22 protein-coding genes are annotated in these 21841 nt (G+C 71.1%); 11 read left to right on the top strand and 11 right to left on the bottom strand.

All coding sequences use genetic code 11. The annotated features are described in order from the left end of the window. Positions 1 to 48: 48 nt before the first annotated feature. The 4 genes from rlmB to QRN23_RS03275 are packed head-to-tail and all read right to left on the bottom strand — an operon-like array spanning position 49 to position 4307. On the bottom strand, positions 49 to 1095 hold the full coding sequence (gene rlmB, locus QRN23_RS03290) for a 23S rRNA (guanosine(2251)-2'-O)-methyltransferase RlmB (RefSeq protein ID WP_056043187.1): 1047 nt from the start codon (positions 1093 to 1095) through the stop codon (positions 49 to 51). Further along, positions 1092 to 2510: a cysteine--tRNA ligase gene (gene cysS / locus QRN23_RS03285; RefSeq protein ID WP_285062520.1), complete on the bottom strand. Its 1419-nt coding sequence runs from the start codon at positions 2508 to 2510 to the stop codon at positions 1092 to 1094. The genes rlmB and cysS overlap by 4 nt, the downstream gene beginning before the upstream one ends. Beyond that, a complete protein-coding gene (ispD, locus tag QRN23_RS03280; protein ID WP_285062519.1) occupies positions 2507 to 3835 on the bottom strand; it encodes a 2-C-methyl-D-erythritol 4-phosphate cytidylyltransferase in 1329 nt (442 codons plus the stop codon). Before ispD ends, cysS begins: the two co-directional genes overlap by 4 nt. Continuing rightward, positions 3825 to 4307: a CarD family transcriptional regulator gene (locus QRN23_RS03275; protein WP_043597211.1), complete on the bottom strand. Its 483-nt coding sequence runs from the start codon at positions 4305 to 4307 to the stop codon at positions 3825 to 3827. The genes ispD and QRN23_RS03275 overlap by 11 nt, the downstream gene beginning before the upstream one ends. Positions 4308 to 4473: 166 nt before the next feature. On the opposite strand from QRN23_RS03275, the gene QRN23_RS03270 reads away from it, so the two are divergent. Continuing rightward, positions 4474 to 5040 (top strand): hypothetical protein, encoded by a 567-nt coding sequence (locus tag QRN23_RS03270; protein WP_200412678.1) that lies wholly within the window; start codon positions 4474 to 4476, stop codon positions 5038 to 5040. 129 nt (positions 5041 to 5169) lie between these two features. Here the strand turns inward: QRN23_RS03270 and QRN23_RS03265 are convergent, their stop codons facing one another. Beyond that, positions 5170 to 5850 carry a response regulator gene (locus tag QRN23_RS03265; protein ID WP_056043202.1) on the bottom strand — a complete coding sequence of 227 codons (681 nt, stop codon included), beginning with the start codon at positions 5848 to 5850 and terminating at the stop codon, positions 5170 to 5172. A gap of 13 nt (positions 5851 to 5863) precedes the next feature. Next, positions 5864 to 7057 carry a sensor histidine kinase gene (locus tag QRN23_RS03260; protein ID WP_056044479.1) on the bottom strand — a complete coding sequence of 398 codons (1194 nt, stop codon included), beginning with the start codon at positions 7055 to 7057 and terminating at the stop codon, positions 5864 to 5866. Positions 7058 to 7296: 239 nt separating this feature from the next. Here QRN23_RS03260 and phoU point away from each other — a divergent pair, with 239 nt between their 5' ends. Next, positions 7297 to 7950 carry a phosphate signaling complex protein PhoU gene (phoU, locus tag QRN23_RS03255; protein WP_043597221.1) on the top strand — a complete coding sequence of 218 codons (654 nt, stop codon included), beginning with the start codon at positions 7297 to 7299 and terminating at the stop codon, positions 7948 to 7950. 94 nt (positions 7951 to 8044) lie between these two features. Further along, positions 8045 to 8578, top strand: a complete 534-nt coding sequence (locus QRN23_RS03250; protein ID WP_159827653.1) for a P-loop nucleotide/nucleoside kinase family protein — start codon at positions 8045 to 8047, stop codon at positions 8576 to 8578. A 95-nt stretch (positions 8579 to 8673) separates the two neighbouring features. Here QRN23_RS03250 and QRN23_RS03245 read toward each other — a convergent pair whose 3' ends face one another. Beyond that, positions 8674 to 9417 (bottom strand): phosphoglyceromutase, encoded by a 744-nt coding sequence (locus tag QRN23_RS03245; protein ID WP_159827656.1) that lies wholly within the window; start codon positions 9415 to 9417, stop codon positions 8674 to 8676. A 41-nt stretch (positions 9418 to 9458) separates the two neighbouring features. Between QRN23_RS03245 and QRN23_RS03240 the strand changes: the two genes are divergently transcribed. Then, positions 9459 to 10235 (top strand): class I SAM-dependent methyltransferase, encoded by a 777-nt coding sequence (locus tag QRN23_RS03240; RefSeq protein WP_285062512.1) that lies wholly within the window; start codon positions 9459 to 9461, stop codon positions 10233 to 10235. 70 nt (positions 10236 to 10305) lie between these two features. On the opposite strand, the gene QRN23_RS03235 is transcribed toward QRN23_RS03240, so the two are convergent. The 4 genes from QRN23_RS03235 to QRN23_RS03220 all read right to left on the bottom strand — a co-directional run bounded on the left by QRN23_RS03235 (position 10306) and on the right by QRN23_RS03220 (position 13817). Continuing rightward, positions 10306 to 11421: an FUSC family protein gene (locus tag QRN23_RS03235; protein WP_285062510.1), complete on the bottom strand. Its 1116-nt coding sequence runs from the start codon at positions 11419 to 11421 to the stop codon at positions 10306 to 10308. A 33-nt stretch (positions 11422 to 11454) separates the two neighbouring features. Further along, positions 11455 to 12708 (bottom strand): CAF17-like 4Fe-4S cluster assembly/insertion protein YgfZ, encoded by a 1254-nt coding sequence (gene ygfZ, locus QRN23_RS03230; RefSeq protein WP_502874801.1) that lies wholly within the window; start codon positions 12706 to 12708, stop codon positions 11455 to 11457. Next, a complete protein-coding gene (locus QRN23_RS03225; RefSeq protein WP_043597230.1) occupies positions 12701 to 13324 on the bottom strand; it encodes a heme-binding beta-barrel domain-containing protein in 624 nt (207 codons plus the stop codon). The genes ygfZ and QRN23_RS03225 overlap by 8 nt, the downstream gene beginning before the upstream one ends. A gap of 202 nt (positions 13325 to 13526) precedes the next feature. Beyond that, a complete protein-coding gene (locus QRN23_RS03220) occupies positions 13527 to 13817 on the bottom strand; it encodes a hypothetical protein (protein ID WP_056043223.1) in 291 nt (96 codons plus the stop codon). A 113-nt stretch (positions 13818 to 13930) separates the two neighbouring features. Here QRN23_RS03220 and QRN23_RS03215 point away from each other — a divergent pair, with 113 nt between their 5' ends. The 7 genes from QRN23_RS03215 (at position 13931) to QRN23_RS03185 (ending at position 21837) form a co-directional block, all read left to right on the top strand. Further along, on the top strand, positions 13931 to 14611 hold the full coding sequence (locus QRN23_RS03215; RefSeq protein WP_056043227.1) for a winged helix-turn-helix domain-containing protein: 681 nt from the start codon (positions 13931 to 13933) through the stop codon (positions 14609 to 14611). A 13-nt stretch (positions 14612 to 14624) separates the two neighbouring features. Continuing rightward, positions 14625 to 15455, top strand: coding sequence for a mycothiol synthase (mshD, locus tag QRN23_RS03210; RefSeq protein WP_123571206.1), 831 nt, complete (start codon positions 14625 to 14627; stop codon positions 15453 to 15455). Between the two features lie 93 nt (positions 15456 to 15548). Then, on the top strand, positions 15549 to 16886 hold the full coding sequence (locus QRN23_RS03205; protein ID WP_285062508.1) for a proline-rich domain-containing protein: 1338 nt from the start codon (positions 15549 to 15551) through the stop codon (positions 16884 to 16886). 142 nt (positions 16887 to 17028) lie between these two features. After that, the gene (locus tag QRN23_RS03200; RefSeq protein WP_123355311.1) at positions 17029 to 17247 is read left to right on the top strand and encodes a hypothetical protein; all 219 of its coding nucleotides are present in this window, start codon (positions 17029 to 17031) and stop codon (positions 17245 to 17247) included. A gap of 153 nt (positions 17248 to 17400) precedes the next feature. Beyond that, positions 17401 to 19572 (top strand): RNA degradosome polyphosphate kinase, encoded by a 2172-nt coding sequence (locus QRN23_RS03195; RefSeq protein ID WP_056043235.1) that lies wholly within the window; start codon positions 17401 to 17403, stop codon positions 19570 to 19572. After that, the gene (locus tag QRN23_RS03190) at positions 19569 to 20510 is read left to right on the top strand and encodes an NUDIX hydrolase (RefSeq protein WP_056043236.1); all 942 of its coding nucleotides are present in this window, start codon (positions 19569 to 19571) and stop codon (positions 20508 to 20510) included. Before QRN23_RS03195 ends, QRN23_RS03190 begins: the two co-directional genes overlap by 4 nt. A 226-nt stretch (positions 20511 to 20736) precedes the next feature. Next, on the top strand, positions 20737 to 21837 hold the full coding sequence (locus QRN23_RS03185; RefSeq protein ID WP_446718849.1) for a phosphate ABC transporter substrate-binding protein PstS: 1101 nt from the start codon (positions 20737 to 20739) through the stop codon (positions 21835 to 21837). Positions 21838 to 21841 lie beyond the last annotated feature (4 nt).

Genomic DNA, 21841 nt, shown 5'->3' with positions numbered 1-21841 from the left:
CAGCCGACCCGCGCCTCCTCGAGGCCCCGCGTCTCGCGGGCGCCCTCGCTACTTCTTCTTGCGCTCGGCGCGGAGCTTCGAGATCTCGTACAACGTGACCGAGGCCGCGATGCCGGCGTTCAACGATTCGACGGCACCGGTGATCGGCACCGACACGATCGCGTCGCAGGTCTCGGCGACGATGCGCGACAGGCCCTTGCCCTCGCTGCCGACGACGACCACGATCGGGCGGTCGGCGAGCTCCAGCCCCGGCAGCATGACGTCGCCGTCACCGTCGAGGCCCACGACGAACACGCCCTGCTCTTTGAACGACTTGAGGGTCTGGGTCAGGTTCGACGCCATCGCGACGGGGATGCGCGCGGCCGCACCGGCCGAGGTCTTCCAGGCCGACGCCGTCAGGCCGACCGAACGACGCTGCGGGACGATGACGCCCTGCCCGCCGAACGCGGCCACCGAGCGGATGATCGCTCCGAGGTTGCGCGGGTCGGTGATGCCGTCGAGCGCGACGAAGAGCGGCTTCTGCTGGCGCTTGACCGCGGCCTCGAGCATGTCGACGGGGTGCGCGTACTCGTACGGCGGCACCTTGAGCGCGACGCCCTGGTGCACGGAGTCGTGCCCGGTGATGCGGTCGAGCTCGGGGCGCATGACCTCGAGGATCGGCAGGCCGCGGCGGGTGGCGAGCTGCAGGATCTCCTTCGTGCGCTCGTCCATCTCGATGCGGGCGGCGATGTAGAGCGTCGTGGCGGGGATGCGCGTCCGCAGGGCCTCGACGACGGAGTTGCGACCGGTCACCATCTCGTGGTCGTCGGCCGACTTGGGGCGACGACGGGGGGCGTCCGGTCCGCCGCGACCGGCGATCGGCGACCCGGCACGGGGGCCGGCTCCGCCACGACCACGGGCCGCCTCGAGTCGCTCGCGCGCCGCCTTGGCCTTGCCCGCGGGGTGGTACGGGCGGTCCTCCGCCGCGGGGGTGGGCTTCTTGCCCTCGAGCGCCTGACGCCCCTGGCCGCCGCTGCCGACCTGCTTGCCCTTGCTGCCCTGACGCACGGCACTGCTGCCGGGACGGCCCTTGCGTGCTCCGCTGGTGTTCTTCACTGTTCGAGGCTCCAATGCGACCCGCTGGGGGTGTCTTCGATGGTGATGCCGGCGCCCGTCAGGACGCCTCTGATCTCGTCGGCCCGCGAGAAGTCGCGATCGGCCCGGGCTTGCTGGCGTTCGGCCAAGAGTACGTCGACGAGCGTGCCGAGCGCGCGGTGCGCGTCGACCTCGTCACCGGCGCGCCACTCGGGCGCCGTCGGGTCGATGCCGAGCACGGCCACCATGGCGGCCACGTGCTGCCAGGAGCGCGCGGCGGTGTCGAGGTCGCCGTCGTCGAGGGCCACGTTGCCGGCGCGCACCGTGTCGTGCAGCACGGCCACGGCCTGGGGGACGTTGAGGTCGTCGTCCATCGCCTCGCCGAACTCGTCGGGCACGACGCGGGCACCGACCCCGGCGAAGCGCGTGTCGGCGAGGCGACGCTGAGCCCGTTCGAGGAACGTCTCGACGCGGTCGAGGGCGGCCTCGGCCTCGAGCAGCGCGCCCTCGTGGTAGTCGATGGTCGACCGGTAGTGCGCGGCGCTGAAGAAGTAGCGGACGACGACGGGACGGGCCTGCGTTAGGAAGTCGGCGGCGAAGATCGAGTTGCCGAGGGACTTCGACATCTTCTGGCCCTCGACGGCGACGAGGCCGTTGTGCATCCAGTACGAGGCGAAGCCCATGCCGGCCGCGGTCGACTGCGCCAGCTCGTTCTCGTGGTGCGGGAACCGCAGGTCGAGCCCGCCGCCGTGGATGTCGAACGCCTCGCCGAGGTAGCGGGCCGACATCGCCGAGCACTCGATGTGCCAGCCGGGTCGCCCGTCACCCCAGGGCGAGGCCCACGAGGCGGACTCGGGCTCGTCGGCCTTGTGGCCCTTCCAGAGGGCGAAGTCGCGGGAGTCGCGCTTGCCCCGCGGGTCGGCGTCGGCCGCGGGTGCCATGTCGTCGATCGACTGGTTGGTCAGGGCACCGTACGTCGGCCAGGCGGCGGTGTCGAAGTAGACGTCGCCCGAGCCGTCCGGGGCGACGTAGGCGTGCCCCTTCTCGAGCAGCGTCGTGATGATCTGCTGCATCTCGCTGACGCTGGCGGTCGCCCGGGGCTCGTAGGTCGGCGGCAGGATGCCGAGCGCCTGGTAGCCGGCGGTGAACTCGAGTTCGTAGCGGTAGGCGCGCGCCCACCATTCTTCGGTCGTGTCGGCGGCCAGCGCGAGGATCTTGTCGTCGATGTCGGTGACGTTGCGCACGAGGGTGACGTCGAGGCCACGGTAGGTGAACCACCGACGCCAGAGGTCGTAGACCAGGGCCGAGCGCAGGTGCCCGATGTGGGGCGACGACTGGACGGTGGGGCCGCAGACGTACAGCCCGACCTGGCCGGGCACGAGCGGGACGAAGTCGACGAGCGTCTGCTGACGGGAGTCGTAGAGCCTGATGGTCACGTGATCAGCCTATTTGACGCGGCTTCGGTCGCGTCGCCCGGGGACGCCCCGTGGCCCGTGGACGACCCGTCGCGCGTGACGAGTGCCGTCGCGATCACGGCCACGCCCTCGCCCCGACCGGTGAAGCCGAGCCCGTCGGTCGTCGTGGCCGACACGCTCACCGGGGCGCCGACCACGCGCGTCAGCCCCGCCTGCATCTCGACGCGGCGGGAGGACAGCCGGGGCCGGTTGCCGACGACCTGGACGGCGACGTTGACCGGAGCGGCCCCCGCCGCCGCGAGCAGCTCGAGGGTCGCCGTGAGGAAGACGTCGCCGGACGCCCCGGCGAACCGGGGGTCGTCGGTGCCGAAACTCGACCCGATGTCGCCGAGGCCCGCGGCCGAGAGCAGGGCGTCGACGATCGCGTGGGCGACCGCGTCGCCGTCGCTGTGGCCCGCGAGGCCCGCCTCGCCCGGGAAGTGCAGCAGCCCGAGGTGCATCGGCTGGGCCGCGTCGAACGCGTGGACGTCGGTGCCGACCCCGGTCAGGAGGCGCGGGGCCGGTCCACCGCTCGCCTCGGGACCCGGCCGGGTCGCCTCGGTCTCGGTGACGATCGTCTCGGCCCGGCGCAGGTCCCACGGGGTGGTGATCTTGAAGGCCACGGGGTCGCCCGCCACGACGCGGACGCGGTGACCGGCGGCGGCGAAGAGCGCCGCGTCGTCGGTGTGCTCGACGGACGCCGTCGCGTAGGCGTGGTCGAGGGCGGCGCGCGGGAACCCCTGCGGCGTCTGCATGGCGACGAGTTCGCTGCGGTCGACGGTGTCGACGACGAAGGCGGCGTCAGCGTCGACGCGTTTGATCGTGTCGGTGACCGGCAGCCCCGGGACGACGCCGTCACCGCTCGCCTCGACGGTCGTCGCGACCAGGTCGAACTGGGCGGTGGGCGTGAACGGCCGGGCGCAGTCGTGGACGAGCACGGTCTCGACGTCGGGCCCCAGGGCCGTCAGGCCGGCCGCGACCGATTGCTGGCGAGTGGCACCGCCGACGACGACGGAGGCGTAGCCACGGGCCGGGCCGGCGAGGGCGTCGACGAGGGTGCGGGACTCGTCGACGAGCGCCTCGGGCACGACGACGACGACCTGCGTCGGCACGGCCGAGGCGAAGACGGCGTCGAGCGAGCGTTCGAGGATGCTGCGCCCGGCCACCTCGACGAACGCCTTCGGCTTGCCGAGGGCGAGGCGCGTGCCGCTTCCGGCCGCAACGACGACGACCGCCCGACCGGCGACGGACGGGGTGTGGACCCCACCGTCGTCGACCGAGCGGTCGTCGGGAGTGCTAGGACGCAAGGACCTCGTCGAGGACGCTCGACGCCTTCTCTTCGTCGGTCTTCTCGGCGAGCGCGAGCTCGCTGATCAGGATCTGACGAGCCTTGGCGAGCATGCGCTTCTCGCCGGCCGAGAGGCCACGGTCCTGATCGCGACGCCAGAGGTCGCGGACGACCTCGGACACCTTGATGACGTCACCGCTGGCGAGCTTCTCGAGGTTCGCCTTGTAGCGGCGCGACCAGTTGGTCGGCTCTTCGGTGAAGGGGGCGCGGAGCACGTCGAAGACGCGGTCCAGCCCTTCTTTGCCGATGACGTCTCGCACGCCGACCAGGTCGACGTTGTCTGCGGGTACTTCGATGGTCAGATCACCCTGGGTGACGCGAAGCTTGAGGTACAGCTTCTCTTCGCCCTTGATGATCCGCTTCTTGACTTCTGAGATTGTCGCTGCCCCGTGATGCGGGTATACAACGGTCTCGCCGACCTCGAACTGCATGAATCAGGCTCCATTCTGCGACACCCAGGATACCATAAGCCGTCGTTGGTAAGGCTGCCCTAAGGAACCGACCCCTGCGGGCGCGGATAAGCTGGACGACGTACGTTTGTCGTGACGCTGATCCTGGAGGACACCTGTGCGAGCCCCAACCCTGAAGTCGCGTGGCTTGACGACGCGGCTCGTCTCGGCCGCCGCCGTCGGTGCCGTGGTCGTCCTGACCGCCGCCGGCTGCAACTTCATCAGCCCCCAGGCCACCACCAAGCAGTACGATGCGAGCGACGGCACGAGCGTCAACGTGGGCGACATCCAGGTGCGCAACGCGATCGCCCTCACCGCGAGCGAGGGCGACGGCGGCACCGCCAGCCTCAGCATGGTCGTGCTCAACACGAGCGACGAGGCCGCCGAGGTCTCGTTCGAGTACCCCACGACCGACGGCAAGAAGACCCAGACCGTCGACGTCGACGGCTCGTCGCAGGTCTCGTTGGGCACCGAGCCCGGTCAGGACCAGTTCCTCATGGAGTCCCTCGACTCCGACCCGGGTGCCCTCGTGACGATCTTCGTCCAGTACGGCACCGAGACCGGCAAGTCGTTCGTCGTGCCCGTCCTCACGGGAGCGCTGGGCGAGTACGCCACCCTGCTGCCCTCGCCCACGCCGTCCGGCGAGGCCACGCCGTCGTCGACGCCGTTGCCCGAGGCGACCCAGCAGGCACCCTCCTCGTCGCCGACGCCGTAGCGTCTCCGCCACGTCAGCCGAGAGGCCCGGCCCGCCGAGTGCGGTGCCGGGCCTCTCGCGTACTCCGTACACCGCGCCTCCTCGGGGCCGTCGGCGCGGTGGGGACGGGCCGACGGCCCGCCCTCGGGATCAGGCCTCGATGCGGTAGCCGAGACCGCGTACCGTCACGAGCGCCTTCGGCTCGGACGGCACGGCCTCGATCTTCGAGCGGATGCGCTTGATGTGCACGTCGAGCGTCTTGGTGTCGCCGAAGTAGTCCGAACCCCAGACCCGGTCGATCAGCTGACCGCGGGTGAGCACGCGACCGGCGTTGCGCATGAGCAGTTCGAGCAGCTCGAACTCCTTGAGGGGCATGGCGACGTCGTCCCCGCGGACCGTCACCACGTGACGCTCGACGTCCATTCGGATGTCGCCTGCCTCGAGCATCGAGTCGGACAGGTCGTCGGGGTCGACGCGGCGGCGCAGCACCGCCCGGATGCGGGCGAGCAGCTCCCGGGTCGAGTACGGCTTCGTGACGTAGTCGTCGGCACCCAGCTCGAGGCCGACCACGATGTCCACCTCGCTGTCCTTGGCGGTGAGCATGACGATCGGCACCTGGGACCTGGTGCGGATCACGCGGCAGACCTCGGTGCCCGGGATGCCCGGGAGCATGAGGTCGAGCAGCACGAGGTCGGCACCGGTCTTGTCGAACGCCGCGACGGCGGCCGGGCCGTCCTCGGCCACGCTCACCTGGTAGCCCTCGCGCTGCAGGATGTAGGCGAGCGGCTCGCTGAGGGACTCTTCGTCCTCGACGATCAAGATGTGGGTCATCGGGTCTCCATGGTCATCGTGTCTCCTGGTGCTCGGGTGCCGAGGCGGCCGTGGTCGGGATCGATCGGGTGACGGGGTCGACGTCCGCCGCCGGCAGGCGCAGGGTGAAGGTCGACCCCTTGCCGACCTGCGACCAGACGCGCACGTCGCCGCCGTGGTTCTGCACCACGTGCTTCACGATGGCGAGTCCGAGTCCCGTGCCGCCGGTCCGTCTCGACCGGGCCGGATCGACCCGGTAGAACCGCTCGAACACCCGGTCGAGCTCGTCGTCGGGGATGCCGTAGCCCTGGTCCGTCACCGAGATCTCGACCACGCCGGCCTGGTCGAGGGTGGCGCCGATGCCGACCCGCGAACCGTCCGGCGAGTAGTTGATCGCGTTGGCGACCAGGTTGTCGACGGCCGTGACGAGCATCGCCTGGTCACCGATCACGTGCGCGTGCTTGCCACCCCGGACGACGAGGTCGATGCCCCTCGCCTCGGCACCCACGCGGTTGCGGTCGACGGCGGTGTCGACCACGTGGCGCACGTCGACCGACTCGCTGGTCTCGAGGGCGTCGGTCGCCTGCAGACGCGACAACTCGATGATGTCCTGCGTGAGGCGGCCGAGGCGGCCGGCCTCTCGGGTCAGCCGAGCGGCGAAGTGGCGCACCTGCTCGGGGTCGGACGACGCGGACTCCAGCGCCTCGGCGAGCAGGCCGACGGCCCCGATCGGCGTCTTGAGCTCGTGGCTGATGTTCGCGACGAAGTCACGGCGCATGTCGTCGAGCCGACGACCCTCGGTGCGGTCCTCGGCGAGCACCAGCACGAATCGTCCACCGAGTGCGGCAGCCCGCACGTGCACGGCGATGGTGGCCTCGCTGCCGGGCAGGCGCGGGAGGGTGAGCTCTTCGACCACCGGGTCGCCGTGCCGACGCACCGCGTCCACGATCGTCTCGACCTCGGGATGCACGAGGTGCTGTTGGGCCGAGACCAGGCCGAGCTGACGTGCCGCCGCCGAGGCCTTGAGCACGTTGCCCGACGGGTCGACCACGAGGCCCGCCGACTCGAGTGCGTCGAGCACGGCGTCGATGCCGTCGGGCAGGGCGACGTCGACGAGTGCCGCGGCACGCACGGCTCGTCGGTGGGCCGAGACGACGACCACCACGATCGCGGCGCCGACGACGACCCCGAAGGCCAGCGACAACGGCACCAGCCAGGCGGATTCCATGTCGTTCACAGTAGTGACCCCCCAGCGGGCGGATGAACGGGAGGTCGTCCCATCCGCTGTACTTTGGTCAGAGTTCAGGCGGTGATCACCGGTCGTTAACCTTCACCGGAGAGCATCGTCGGGACTGTGCGGGCGACTCTGCCCCCACGTCACGAGCCGAGCGTGCGTCCCGCACGTCGCTCACAGCCACCGTGCTCCCAGGGCCACCGAGCCCCAACGACGAGAGGGTCGAACACGACATGCGCGAGGTATTCCAGCAGGAACTCCTGGAGGTGCAGGAGCGTCTCGTCGAGATCGCCGGCCTCGTCGCCGTCTCGATCGCGAACGCGACCACGGCCTTCAACGAGTCGAACGTCTCGTTGGCCGAGCAGGTCATCGCCGACGACGACAAGATCGACGAGCGCGCCATCGCCCTCGACGAGCTGGCCATCGACATCCTGGCCCGCCAGAACCCGGTCGCCCGCGACCTGCGCATCGTGGTCAGCGCGCTGCGCATCAGCGCCTCGCTCGAGCGCATGGGCGACATGGCCGAGCACATCGCCCAGCTCGCCCGCTACCGGTTCCCCGAGAAGGTCGTGCCCAAGTCGCTGCGTCCGACGTTCAAAGAGCTCGGCGAGCTCGACGTCGCCATCGCGAACAAGCTCACCGAGCTGCTCACGACCGAGGACGTCCGCCTGGCGGAAGAGATCCGCAACGACGACGACCGCATCGACGAGCTGCACCTCAGCGTCTTCGACAAGGTGCTCGGCGAGACCTGGAAGGGCGCGGCCGTCGACACGGTCGACTCCACCCTCGCGTCGCGCTACCACGAGCGCTTCGCCGACCACGCCGTCTCGATCGCCAAGAAGGTCCAGTACCTCGCGACCGGCGACTGGGTCGCGCCCGAGGTCTGATCGACCCTCGGACCACAGGAGGCGCGGTGACCGTTCGACGGGCACCGCGCCTCCTGCGTCCGGTCCGGCCTGCGTCGTCCGCGAGGATGGGGGCATGGCTTCAGTCGCGATCCTCGTCAACGGTCTGCCCGGATCGGGCAAGACCACCCTCTCGGCCACGCTCGCCGGGGTGCTCGGATGCCCGCTGCTCGCGAAGGACCCCGTCAAGGAGGCGCTGGTCGACCTGGCCGGGCCGATGATCGCCCCCGAGGCCCTCGGTGGCATCGCGATGGACACCGTCTGGGCGATGGCGGGCGAGGTCGAGGCGGGGGTCGTCGTCGACGCCTTCTGGCACCGGGAGCGCGACCTCGAGTTCGCCCGGGCCGGCGTCGAGCGTGCCGGGTCGCCCCGCACGGTCGAGGTGTGGTGCGACGTCGACCCCGACACCGCGCTGCAGCGCGTGGTCGACCGGCTCGCGTCCGGCGGCCGTCACCCGGCGCACGGCACGGTCGAATCGGCCCGGGCCTCGTGGCCGACATGGGCCGCTGCGGCCGGGCCACTCGGCGACTGGCCCGTGATCCGCGTCGACACGAGCGCACCCGTCGACATGGACGACCTGGTCATGCAGATCAGCGAGCGGTTCGTCTGACGACCGCCCCGAACCCGGGGGTGCCGGGGGTGCCGGACGCCGAAGCGCCCCACGCCCCGAGAACGGGGCGCGGGGCGCGGGAACGTCGGGAGGCGCTACTTCTTGCCCTGGTTCGCGACGGCGGCGGCACCGGCGGCGGCGGCCTCGGGGTCGAGGTAGCGGGCCGGGCCGGTGGGCACGAAGTCGTCGTCGAGCTCGTAGACGAGCGGGATGCCCGTGGGGATGTTCAGCTCGGCGATCTCGTCGTCGCCGATGCCGTCGAGGTGCTTCACCAGCGCGCGCAGCGAGTTGCCGTGTGCGACGACGAGGGTGACGTCACCGGCGGCCAGGCTCTCGGTGATGTCGCTGTGCCAGTAGGGCAGCATGCGCTCGATGACGAGGGCGAGGGATTCGGTGCGCGGCGCGTCGATGCCGAGTTCGGCATAGCGCTTGTCGTGCGCCTGCGAGAACTCGCTGTCGTCGTCGAGCGGGGGCGGCGGCACGTCGAACGAGCGACGCCAGGTCTGGAACTGCTCGGGCCCGTACTGCTCGAGCGTCTGGGCCTTGTCCTTGCCCTGCAGGGCGCCGTAGTGGCGTTCGTTGAGTCGCCACGACCGCTTGACGTCGATCCAGAGCCGGTCGGCCTCTTCGAGCGCGATGTCGGCGGTCTGGATCGCCCGGGTCAGGCGCGACGTGTAGAGGATGTCGGGCAGCAGGTCGGCCTCGCGCAGCAGCTCGCCGGCCCGCTTGGCCTCGGCGCGGCCCTGCTCGGTGAGCCGCACGTCGACCCATCCGGTGAAGAGGTTCTTCGCGTTCCATTCGCTGTTGCCGTGACGCAGGAGGATGAGGGTCGAAGTCATGCCGCCAGCGTATCGCGACGGCCCGATGGCAGACTTGGCTCATGCCCATCGGTTCCGTCACGCGCGGCACGACCGGCACCAACCGCCTGCGCCGCGTCGATCGCTGGATCGCCGCGCACCCGTCGTTCCGGCGGGCGGACGACCCGATGGTCGTCGACCTGGGGTACGGGGCCAGCGCGACGACTCCTCTCGAACTGCACCAGCGCCTCCTGAAGGTGCGAGACGACGTCGAGGTCGTGGGCATCGAGATCGAGCCCGAGCGCGTCCGGCTGGCGAGCCTCTCGGCGCGGCCGGGCGTGAGCTTCCGGCGGGGCGGCTTCGAGGTGCCGCTCGACGGCGACCGGCGACCCGCGGTGATCCGGGCGTTCAACGTGCTCCGGCAGTACGACGAGTCCCAGGTCGCCGACGCCTGGGCGTTGATGACCGGCCGGCTGCAGCCCGGAGGCGTCCTCGTCGAGGGCACCTGCAACGAGGTGGGGCGGGTCGCGAGCTGGATCGACGTGACCCCCGAGGGGCCCACGACGTTCACGATCTCGCTGCGCCTGGCCGGGCTCGAGCTGCCCTCGATCGTGGCCGAACGGCTGCCCAAGGCCCTGATCCACCGCAACGTGCCGGGTGAGCGCGTGCACGACCTGCTCGTCGACCTCGACCGGCAGTGGGCGGTGGCGGCCCCGCTCTCGGTCTACGGGCCGGTCCAACGGTGGCTCGCGACGGCGCAGGGGCTCCGCGACATGGGTTGGCCGGTGCTCGGCGGGCGGTCCCGCTGGCGGCTCGGCGAGCTCTCGCTGCCCTGGGCCGCCGTGACGCCGCGCGACTGAGCCGGGTCGAGCCCGGTCGGGTGGGTCGGGGCGAGCCGGGTCGGGTCGGGGCGGGGCGGGGCGGGTGTCCTCAGACGTGGGCGAGTCGGCCTCGGGCCTCGTCGTGGTCCAGGCCGGTGGCCATGAGCAGGTCGACGAGCAGCGGGCGCAGCATCAGCACGACCATCGCCTCGGTCACGGGTGCCCCGGGCAGCACGACCGTCGGATCGAGTCGACGGGCGACGGCCGACAGGGCCTCACGGGCGACGGGCCGCTGCTCGACGTCGTGCACCGACCGGCCCAGCACGGCGACCGCGCGCGAGGTCGACTCGAGGAGGTCGGCCAGGGCCGACCGGTCGACGCCGTCGCCGAGCTGCGTGTCGAGCCGTCGCGCCACCACGCGCAGGTTGCGCACGGCGAGGTCGACGTAGCGCCGGACCGTCGCCTGCTGCCGCAGGTCGGGCAACCGGGAGCGGAGGAACGGTGACAGCCGCGCGATCGACTCGGCGGACTCGAGGGTGGACGACCAGTCGTCGAGCACCGGCTGGGTCGACCGCAACCGCTCGAGGGCGTCGTCGGCCCGCGGGGCGTCGTCGGCGCGGAGGGCGCCGACGAGCGCCGCGAAGGCCCGGTCGAGGGCGTCGAACAGGCGCCGGGCGTCGTGGCGGGCCAGGCCGACCGGGTCGCGCGGCACGATCGCCGTGACGAGCAACGCCACCGCTCCCCCGACCGCGCCGTCGATGCTGCGGACGAACGCCCCTCCGTCGGGGTCGGGCAGCAGCATGACGAGCATCGACTGGGTCGCGGCGGCCGCCGCGAAGGCGCTGCTCGACGAGAAGAACCGGGCGACGAGGAGCGTCACGAACAGCACCAGGGCGATCTGCCACAGCCCCTTGCCCACCACCATGAGCAGAACCTCGCTGAGCGCGATGCCGATGAGCACGCCGACCGCGTTCTCGAGCACCCGACGCGGACGGGCGTCACGGGCCAGGCCGAGCGACGAGATCGTGACGGTCACGGCCAGCAGGGGGACCGCGTGCCCGAGTCCGTAGTGCGTGATGGCGTAGGCCCCCGCCACGGCGAGCACGATCTGGACGATCGCCGGACCGGACGCGATCGTCCGCGCCGTCGCGTCGCGCACGTCGAAGGACGAGGAGGCGCGGTGCCAGCCGCGTCGCAGCCCGCCGCCGCGCGTCGGCCCGGTCACGACCGGGCCCGGGTGCACCGCGTCACCAGGCCGTCAGCGGCGGACGGCGCCGAGGCGCGGCAACCGGGGGACGCCTGCGGCGGCACCGGCCGAGGCGGGCACGACGATCTCTTGCGCGGCCGCGATCATCAGGTCGTCGACGACGACGACGAGCGGTGCGGCCTCGTCGGTGCCGCGCTTGACGAGTGCGAGGGCCACCGGGCCCAGCTCGTGGTGCAGGGCGACGCTCGTGACGTGCCCGACCGACTTGGGTGCGGTCGCCTCGGGATCGGACACCGCGCCTCCGGCGGTGACGGCCGCGTCGGGGGCACCGCCGGCGGCCGGGGCCAGCACGACCTCGGCACCGCGCGGGGGCAGCACGCCGTCGCTGCCGTCGAGGTGGAGCATGACGAGCCGACGCGGCGGGTGACCGATGTTGTGCACCTTGGCGACGGTCTCTTGCCCGCGGTAGCAACCCTTGGTGAGGTGGACGGCGCTGCGCATCCAGTCGAGCTCGTGCGGGATGGTCCGCTCGTCGACCTCGGTCGAGAGCCGGGGACGCCAGGCCTCGATGCGGAGGGCCTCGAGGGCGAGGGTGCCCGCGACGGCGAGCCGGTCGGCCGGCGACGCGGCGAGGGCGTCGAGGTCGGAGCGCCGGACGAGGCTCTCGCGGTAGGTCCAGTCGTGACCCGGGTGACGGTCGGAGTCGGCGTAGCTGTGACCGCCGGCCGCGACCTCGTGCCAGGGGTCGACCCACACGAGCGCCGTGTCGTGTGACGTCAGGACCGGGACGAGCGGAGCGGAGCCGTCGGGGCCGTCGGAGCCGTCGGGGCCGTCGAGCAGGTCGTGCATCGAGCCGATCGTCGCGACGTCGGCCGTGCGGTCGGCGACCTCGACGCGCAGCATGAAGCGCATCCGGTCCAGCCAGGTGCCGAGCGGTTCGACCTCGGAGCGGTCGACGAGCAGCCAGGTGGTCTCGCCGTCGTCGAGGACGCGGGCGGCGTGCTCGAGGCGGCCGTTGGCGTCGAGCAGCAGGGTCTCGGTCGAGACGCCCGGCGCGAGACCGACCAGGGCCTGGCTCGTCAGCGAGTTGAGCCAGCTGAGCCGGTCCGGCCCCGTGACGGTCAGCACGCCACGGTCGGAGAGGTCGACGATCGCCGCCCCCCGGGCGAGCAGTCGCTGTTCGCCGAGCGGATTGCCGTAGTGGGACGCCACGCCCGAGCCGTCGTCGACGAAGCCGTCGCGCGACGAGAAGGGCGAGACCACGGGCCCCGTGGTGTCGGGGGACGCGTCGGCGACGTCAGTCAACGCGCGCCAGCTGCCCGGATGCGTGCGAGCGCAGTTCTTGCCCGAGGGCCGCGATGTCCCACGCCCAGAAGAGCTTGCCCTCGACGAGGCCGTACATGCGGGTGGCCGCCGAGTACTCCTTCGCGTTGCTCGACCGGACGACGGCGTCGGTCGCGAGGTCGATCCGCGGCCCCTTGACCCGACCGAGGTAGAGCTCGTTCACGCCGGTCGGGTGGGCGATCTGCACCTCGAGGCCGAAGCCGTCGTCGGGCGTGCGGAGGATCTCGACCGCCCGGGCCGACGTGAAGGGCTGGACTCCGACGCCGGGCAGCATGCCCGGGCCGCGGTCACCCGGCTCGGCCGGACGTTCGAGCCGCCAGTAGCCCGTCTCGCTCGTCAGTGGCGTGTGCTCGTCGTCGAGCAGCCAGGTGAACGAGCTGTAGTTGAGGAAGGGCAGGCCGTCGTGGCTGAAGCTGATGCGCTGCCCGAACTCGTGGGTGCGACGCTCGGTGCCCGGTTCGGAGTCGGGGTCGCCCTCGCCGATCTTGTAGTCGACGACGCCGGTGCCCTGCCAGACGCCGATCAACCAGGAAAGGGGGACGAGCTCGGACGGCAGGTCGGTGGGGATGTCGATCATGGAGCGGTCAGCGCTGACCCTTGAACAACTTGAGCAGGACGACGACCGAGACGAAGCCGATGGCGATGGTGGCGAGGCCGAGGAGCCCGATGTAGAACACCTCGAGTGCGAGCAGGGAATCCATGCCGTCGAGCCTACCCGGCGACCGCGGACGTGCCCAGCCCTTCGGGGCGACCGTTCAGACGAGCCGGGGGTCGGGCGTTCAGACGAGTGCGAAGACGCCCGTCACGACGGCCAGGATCACCAGGCTGCCGCAGGTGCTGAGCATCGTTCGCGAGACCAGGCCGTCCTTCTGGCTCGTGGCGAGCTGCAGCACGAAGGTGAGGACGATGGCCCCGCCGAGGGCCAGGACGACGTGGTCCCAGTACTCGGAGGCGGGCGACCGCAGGCCGATCAGCACGGCCACGACGAGCGTGGCGGCCCAGACCGGGACGACCGTGATCGGCTTGAGCCGTGCCGTCGTCGCGTCGACGTCTCGTTCGCCTGTCTGCACCGTTCGTCCCTCGTTCGTGTCCGCCGTTCTGCCGACCTGCCCTAGCATCGGATGGTCGGAGTGGCGGGGTCTCATGTTTTAGACTGCTCGACAGTACATTCACTGGAGGTCGTGTGGCGCAGCTCTTGGTACTGACGTCTGCGGGCGGCCCCGAGGTCCTGCCGTCTCTCGCCCTGCTCAGCCACCGTACCCGGCAGATCCCGGCCGAACCCGCGCAACTGGTGAACGCCCCCTCGAGCGACCTGATCTTCGTCGACGCCCGCGTCGACCTCGCCAGCGCCAAGTCGCTCTGCAAGATCCTGCGGACCACGGGCGTCACGGTGCCGCTCGTCCTGGTGCTCACCGAGGGCGGACTGACCGCCGTCAACAGCGAGTGGGGCGTCGACGACGTCATCCTCGAGACGGCCGGCCCCGCCGAGATCGACGCCCGCATCCGACTGGTCACCGGTCGCCTCGCCCAGTCGCAGAACGGCTCGAAGATCCACGCCTCCGGTGTCGTCATCGACGAGGCCAGCTACTCGGCGAAGGTGCACGGTCGCCCCCTCGACCTCACCTTCAAAGAGTTCGAGTTGCTGCGCTTCTTCGCCACGCATCCCTCCCGCGTCTTCACCCGTGAACAGCTGCTCAGCGAGGTCTGGGGCTACGACTACTTCGGCGGCACGCGCACGGTCGACGTGCACGTCCGACGACTCCGGGCCAAGCTCGGCGACCTCGAGTCGTTGATCGGCACGGTGCGCAACGTGGGCTACCGGTTCAACGTCTACGACGACGACGCCCAGGCGGTCGTCTCGTGAACACGGTGTCGCGGTGACCGACGCCGCCGACGCGACCGGCGCCTCCTTCGTGCCCACGCTCGCCCGAGCGGCCACCACGGCCGACGGCAGCCCGCCGTTCTCCGACCAGACCCTGGTCGACGTCCGGTCGGGCGTCGCGACCGTCGTCGGCGACGCGCACGCCGCGGCGGTGCTGCGCGAGGGCGAGGCCGAGCTCGTCGTGCATCCCGACGACCGCCGACAGGGTCGCGGTGCCGAGTTGCTGCAACGACTCGTCGACGAGACCGAGGGCCCGCTGCTCTTCTGGGCACACGGTGACCAGCCCGGCTCCCGCGTGCTCGCCGCGCGCTTCGGCCTCGCCGAGACCCGTCGCCTGCTGCAACAGCGTGCCGACGTCCCCGCCGGACCCCGTGCGCCCCGCCTCCGCGACGCCGACCGGGTCGCCTCGTTCCGGCCGGGAGTCGACGACGAGGCCTGGCTCGACCTCAACGCCCGCGCGTTCGCCGACCACCCCGAGCAGGGCTCGCTCGTCCAGGCGGACCTCGACGCCCGGCAGGCCGAGTCGTGGTTCGACGCCGACGACTTCCTCCTGCTCTGGCGCGGCGACGACCTGCTGGCCTTCTGCTGGCTGAAGCTCGACGAGGGTCAGCCGGGGGAGTTCTACGCGGTCGGCGTCTCGCCGGACCACCAGGGCGAACGACTCGGAGGCGCGGTGGTCGACGCCGGGTTCGCGCGCCTCGCCGAGCGCGGTGCCGGCACCGCGGCGCTGTACGTCGAAGGGGACAACACCGCCGCCCTCCGGCTCTACGCGGCCCGCGGGTTCACGGACCACGCCGTCGACGTGCAGTACACCCTCACCCGCTGAACCCCGCCCGGGCACGGCCCGTCCTCGGGGGGTGCGGGCCCCTCCGGTCCACCGATATGCTGCGGATCGGATGACAGCGATCGAGGGGGCATCATGACCGATCAGACCAGACCGGACGGCGACGACCAGGGGCACGACGAGCCGCAGCACGACGGGGCACCGGCCGGGGGCCACGAGCAGCCCGCCGCGTTCCCGTACCAGGGACTGCCGTACGGGCAGCAGCCCGAGGGGAACCCGCACCAGGCGACCGGCTACGGGGACCAGCTCTACGGCTCCTCGCCGCAGCCGGGCGACCAGGGACAGCCGCAGGGGGCGTACCAGCAGCCGTACGACGCCTCGGTCCAGCCGACCTCGCAGTTCGCGTACGCGCAGGCTCCGACTCCCCCGGCACCGAGGACGCCCGAAGAGGCCGCACGACGTCGACGACTGCTGATCGGCCTGATCGGTGGAGCAGCCCTGCTGCTCGTGCTGGTCGTGGCGGGTGCCGTGACGTTCGCCACGATGAGCGCCTCCCACCGGCCCGAGGCGACCGTCCGCGACTACCTCGGCGCCGTCCAGGCCGGCGAGGTCGAACGCGCCCTCGCGCTCGACGGCACCGAGGTCGCCAAGGGCGACGTGCTGCTGACCGACGTGGCCTATGCCGCGGCCGGCGACCGGGTCGACGGGTTCCAGGTGGGTGCCGTCTCGACCGACGGGGACGACGCGCAGGTCGAGACCGTCGTGCACCGCGGCGACGGGTCGACCCACGCCCAGGAGTTCACGCTCGTGCGCGACGGGCGCGATCTGCTCTTCTTCGACCGATGGGCGCTCCAGCCGGTCGACCTCGGCACGGTCTCGGTGCAGGTCGCCGGACCGGCATCGGCGGAGATCGCCATCGACGGGGCCCCCGTGACCCGGGGGTCCGACGGATCGGTGAGCCTCAAGGCCTTCCCCGGCAGCTACGAGGTCGCCCTCGCCGCCGAGAACGAGTCGTACTCGGCGACCGCCGCCACCGCCGTGGTCGAAGGCGCCGACGCCATCGCCCAACCGACCCTGCTCACGACCGCGCTCACGCCCGCCGGCACCGAGGCGGCGACCGCGGCCGTCGACGCCTGGGTGGCGGGCTGCATCGCCTCGACCGACCTGCGTCCGGAGGGCTGCAGCTTCGGCCTGTACGACACGGAGTCCGGTCGGTACACGCTGTCCGGCCAGAAGTGGACCCTCGAGTCCGCGCCGCAGTTCACCGTCGGCGACTGGCAGGACGGCGGGTGGACGGTGAGCACCACGACACCGGGCTCGGCCTCCTTCACCGCCCAGGGCGTCGACGCTGCGGGCAACAGCGGCGTCTACGGCTCGCTCGCCCCGGTGCCCGTGCGGGTGGGCGGTCTCATCAGCGACGTGACCGCCGACGGCGCCACGTTCACCTCGAGCGTCTCCACGCCGCTCACCTGACCCGAGGGGTACAACCGGGGTACAGAAGCGGGGCGGCGAGGCCTACTCCTGGGGTCAGAGCCGGCCTGCCACCGCACTCCCAGCACCGGGGAGTGGATTGAGGCACCGCGCAAGGCACGCATCCCATCGTCAGGAGAACAACATGAACCCCGTCAAGTTCCTTTCCGATCTCGGCCTCCAGAGCAAGCACGCCTACTGGGGCGGCTTCGCCTCGATCGTCATCGCCCTCGTGGCCTGGCTCGCCTCGCAGGGCAAGGACTCGTCCGACAAGGCGCAGTCCGACCGCTGGGGCATCTTCATCGGCCACTGGGCGCCGACCTTCTTCGCCCTGGGCCTCGCCCTGAAGAACGAAGAGAAGTAACCGCAGGACCTCCCCACGACGACGCCCCCGCCCACCCGGTGGGGGCGTCGTCGTCCCCTCAACCGCTCCTCCCCCGCGGCCGGGTGTCCACACGTCATCTCGCGTTTACCCGGGACGACGCTGCGAGGCGGTCGGGGGTGGCACGATGGTGCGATGGACAGCAGCGAACCCCGCGTCGACGGCGCCGGCGTCACCCCCGACTTCCTCGACGACTTCGACGAGATCGTCAGCTTCGAGGACGGCACCCTGCCGGCCGAGCGCTACCTCGACCGCGAGCTGAGCTGGCTCGCGTTCAACCAGCGCGTGCTCGAGCTCGCAGAAGACCCGACCACGCCGCTGCTCGAACGGGCCAACTTCCTCGCGATCTTCGCGAGCAACCTCGACGAGTTCTTCATGGTGCGGGTCGCCGGCCTCAAGCGCCGCATCGCGACGGGCCTCGCCGTGCCGACCAACGTGGGGCGCGGGCCGAACGAGGTGCTGGCCGACATCAACCGGAAGGCCCACGAGCTGCAAGAGCGCCACGCCCGGGCGTTCCTCGACCTGGTCAAGCCCGACCTCGACGACGCGGGCATCCACATCGAGAACTGGTCCGACCTCGAAGAGGCCGACCGGGTCCGCATGCGCGAGATCTTCGCCGAGCAGATCTTCCCCGTCCTCATGCCCCTGGCGGTCGACCCGGCCCACCCCTTCCCCTACATCTCGGGGCTGTCCCTGAACCTGTCCATCCGCGTCCGCAACCCCAAGACGATGCGACAGGAGTTCGCGCGCCTCAAGGTGCCGCAGATGCTGCCGCGCTTCGTGCAGCTGCCCGACAACGACAGCGGGCGCGTGCGGTTCATCCCCCTCGAGGACCTGATCGCCAACCACCTGCAAGACCTCTTCCCCGGCATGGAGGTCGTCGAGCACCACGTGTTCCGCGTCACCCGCAACGAGGACGTCGAGGTCGACGAGGACGAGTCGGAGAACCTCATCCAGGCCCTCGAGCGCGAGTTGCTGCGCCGCCGGTTCGGTCCGCCGATCCGCCTCGAGATCACCGACGACATGGACCCGGTCACGCTCGAGCTGCTCGTGCGCGAACTCGACGTGACCGATCAAGAGGTCTACAAGCTGCCGGCCCCGCTCGACCTGGCCGGCCTGTTCGAGATCACCAAGATGCCGCGGGCCGACCTCAAGTACCCCAAGCACCTGCCGACCACCGCCGTGCAGCTGCAGCAGACCGAGCCGAACATGAAGCCCGACATGTTCGCGAGCATCGCCCGGCAGGACATCCTCGTGCACCACCCGTACGAGTCGTTCGCGACCAGCGTGCAGGCGTTCCTCGAACAGGCCGCGGCCGACCCCAACGTGCTGGCCATCAAGCAGACGCTCTACCGCACCAGCGGCGACAGCCCGATCATCGAGGCGCTCATCGACGCCGCCGAGGCGGGCAAGCAGGTCCTCGCGCTGGTCGAGGTCAAGGCGCGGTTCGACGAACAGAACAACATCACCTGGGCCCGCAAGCTCGAGAAGGCCGGCGTGCACGTCGTCTACGGCCTCGTCGGGCTCAAGACCCATTGCAAGCTCGCCCTGGTCATCCGCCAGGAGAAGGGCACGCTCAAGCACTACACGCACATCGGAACGGGCAACTACAACCCGAAGACCAGCCGCATCTACGAAGACATGGGGCTCTTCACCGCCGACGACCAGGTCGGGAAAGACCTGACGCGCCTGTTCAACGAACTCTCGGGCTACGCGATCGAGAAGAAGTTCAAGCGGCTGCTCGTGGCCCCCCGCTACCTCCGCCGAGGTCTGCTCAAGCAGATCCAGAACGAGATCGAGAACGCCCAGGCCGGCCGACCCGCCGGAATCCGCATCAAGATCAACTCCATCGTCGACGAGCAGATCATCGACGCCCTCTACAAGGCGAGCCAGGCGGGTGTGCCCGTCGACGTCTGGGTGCGCGGCATCTGCACCATCAAGCCGGGCGAGCCGGGCCTGAGCGAGAACATCCGGGTGCGGTCGATCCTCGGGCGGTACCTCGAGCACAGCCGTCTGTTCTGGTTCCTCAACGACGGCGACCCGCAGGTCTTCATCGGGAGCGCCGACATGATGCACCGCAACCTCGACCGTCGCGTCGAGGCCCTGGTGCGCCTGACGCAGGCCGACCACCTCGCCGAGGTCGCCGACCTGTTCGAGCAGGCGATGTCGGACGAGACCGCCTCGTGGTGGCTCGAGGCCGACGGCACCTGGACCCGCCACGCGCGTGACGCCGACGGCCGCTCGCTGACCGATCTGCAGAACGCCCAGATGAAGGCCATCACGCAGCGGAAGCGCTCCAAGCGATGACCATCACCTCGACGACGGTCGTCGCCGCGGGTGCCGTCTGCTGGCGGCTGGTCGACGGCAAGGTCCGGGTGCTGCTGATCCACCGCGACCACCACGGCGACGTCTCGCTGCCGAAGGGCAAGGTCGACCCGGGCGAGGCGACGCCGCAGACGGCCGTGCGCGAGATCCACGAAGAGACGGGCTACCGGGTCACGCTGGGCGCCCCGCTCGGCACGGCCGAGTACCTGCTGCCCGGCGGTCGCGACAAGGTGGTGCACTACTGGTCCGCCGAGGTGACCGACGAGTCCTTCGCCGCGGCCGGGACGTTCACGCCCAACCACGAGGTCGCGGCCATCGAGTGGGTCGGCATCGAGAAGGCGAAGGCCATGCTGACCTACGCCCGCGACGCCGACGTCCTGCAGCGCTTCGCCGACCGGGTGGCGACGGGCACGGCCCGCACCTTCCCGATCGTGGCCCTCCGCCACGCCAAGACGACCTCGCCGTCCGACTGGCACGGCTCGGACGCCACGCGCCCCCTGCTGCCCCAGGGCCGCCGCCAGGCGAGGTCGGTCGCCCCCGTCATCGCGGCCTGGGCCCCCACCCGCATCGTCAGCAGCACGGCGGCGCGCTGTCTGGCCACCCTCGAGCCCCTCTCCGAGCTGACCCGGGTCGGCGTCAAGCAGACCGACGCGATCAGCCAGGACGCCTTCGAGCAGGGCACGGACGACGTCGCCGGGGTCGTCAAGAAGCGCCTCAAGAAGAAGGCCGCGGCCGTCATCTGCAGCCACGGCCCGGTGCTGCCCGAGGTCATCCGCCAGATCTCGCTGGGCACCAAGGGGGGCGACCGCATCGACCTGCGCCGTGCCTCATCGCTCGGCACGGCCGAGTTCACGGTGCTGCACGTCTCGGTCGACGACACGGCGCTCGTCGCGATCGAGACGCACGGCCCGGCCGCCTGACCCGCGCCTCCTCGGCTCGTCGCGACGCCGAGACGGTCGACCCCCGCCCGCACCGGGCCGGGGTCGACCGCCGTCCGGACGCGCCTGTCCGGGCCGATGTTCCCCCCTCGTTCACCTTCCGTTCACCGGGGCAGGCGACCGTGGTTAACCCGTCGCCGTAGCGTCTCGCACGGGTCGGCACCTGGCCCACAGCACCCAGCCATCACATCCCGAAAAGGACCCCCCTGTGAACTTCAAGCGCACCGGCAGCATCGTCGCGATCGCCGCGGTCGGAACCATGCTCCTCGCGTCCTGCGCCAGCAACGAAGGCGGCGCTTCGCCCTCGGGCGACGCATCGGCCAGCGACCTCTCCGGCTCCATCTCGGGCATCGGCGCCTCGTCGCAGCAGGCTGCGCAGGAGGCCTGGGTCGCGGGCTTCCAGACCGCCAACCCCGACGTCACGATCAACTACGACCCGCAGGGTTCGGGTGGCGGCCGTGAGAGCTTCATCTCGGGCGCCGCGGACTTCGCCGGCTCCGACCGTGCGTTCAAGACCGACGAGATCTCGTCGAGCACCTTCGCCGGCTGCACGCCCGACACCGGCATCGTCGAACTGCCCGCCTACGTCTCGCCCATCGCGGTCGTCTTCAACCTCGACGGCGTGAAGGAGCTCAACCTCACGCCCGCCACCCTCGCCGGCATCTTCAGCGGCAAGATCACCACCTGGGACGCCTCCGAGATCAAGGCCGACAACCCCGACGCCGACCTGCCCAGCACGGGCATCACGGCCGTCCACCGCTCGGACGACTCGGGCACCACCGAGAACTTCACCGACTACCTGCACGCCACGGCCGGCGACACCTGGACCGAAGAGGCCGACGGCACCTGGCCGACCGCGTTCGGCGGCGAGGGCGCCTCGGGCACCACCGGCGTGATCGACGCCGTCACCAACGGCACCGGCACCATCGGCTACGCCGACGCCTCGCGCGCCGGTGACCTCGGCGTCGCCAAGGTCAAGGTCGGCGACGACTTCGTCGGCTACTCGGCCGAGGCCGCAGCCGCCATCGTCGACGAGTCGCCCGAAGAAGAGGGTCGCACCGACGGCGACATCGCCATCGAGCTCGACCGCACCTCGAGCGCCGCAGGCGTCTACCCGATCGTCCTGGTCAGCTACCTGATCGCCTGCGAGTCCTACGAGGACGCCGCCAAGGGCGAGCTCGTGAAGGCGTACCTCTCGTACGTCACCAGCGAGGACGGCCAGAAGGTCGCGGCCGACGCCGCCGGTTCGGCCCCGATCTCGAGCACCCTCTCGGGTCAGGTCGCCGACGCCATCGCGCTCATCAAGTAACACG

The sequence above is a fragment of the Frigoribacterium sp. ME-P-080 genome, from assembly GCF_030209595.1.
Classification (GTDB): Bacteria; Actinomycetota; Actinomycetes; order Actinomycetales; family Microbacteriaceae; genus Frigoribacterium.
The sequence above is the reverse complement of the archived record's forward strand: the minus strand, read 5'-3'. Positions and strand labels throughout refer to the sequence as shown.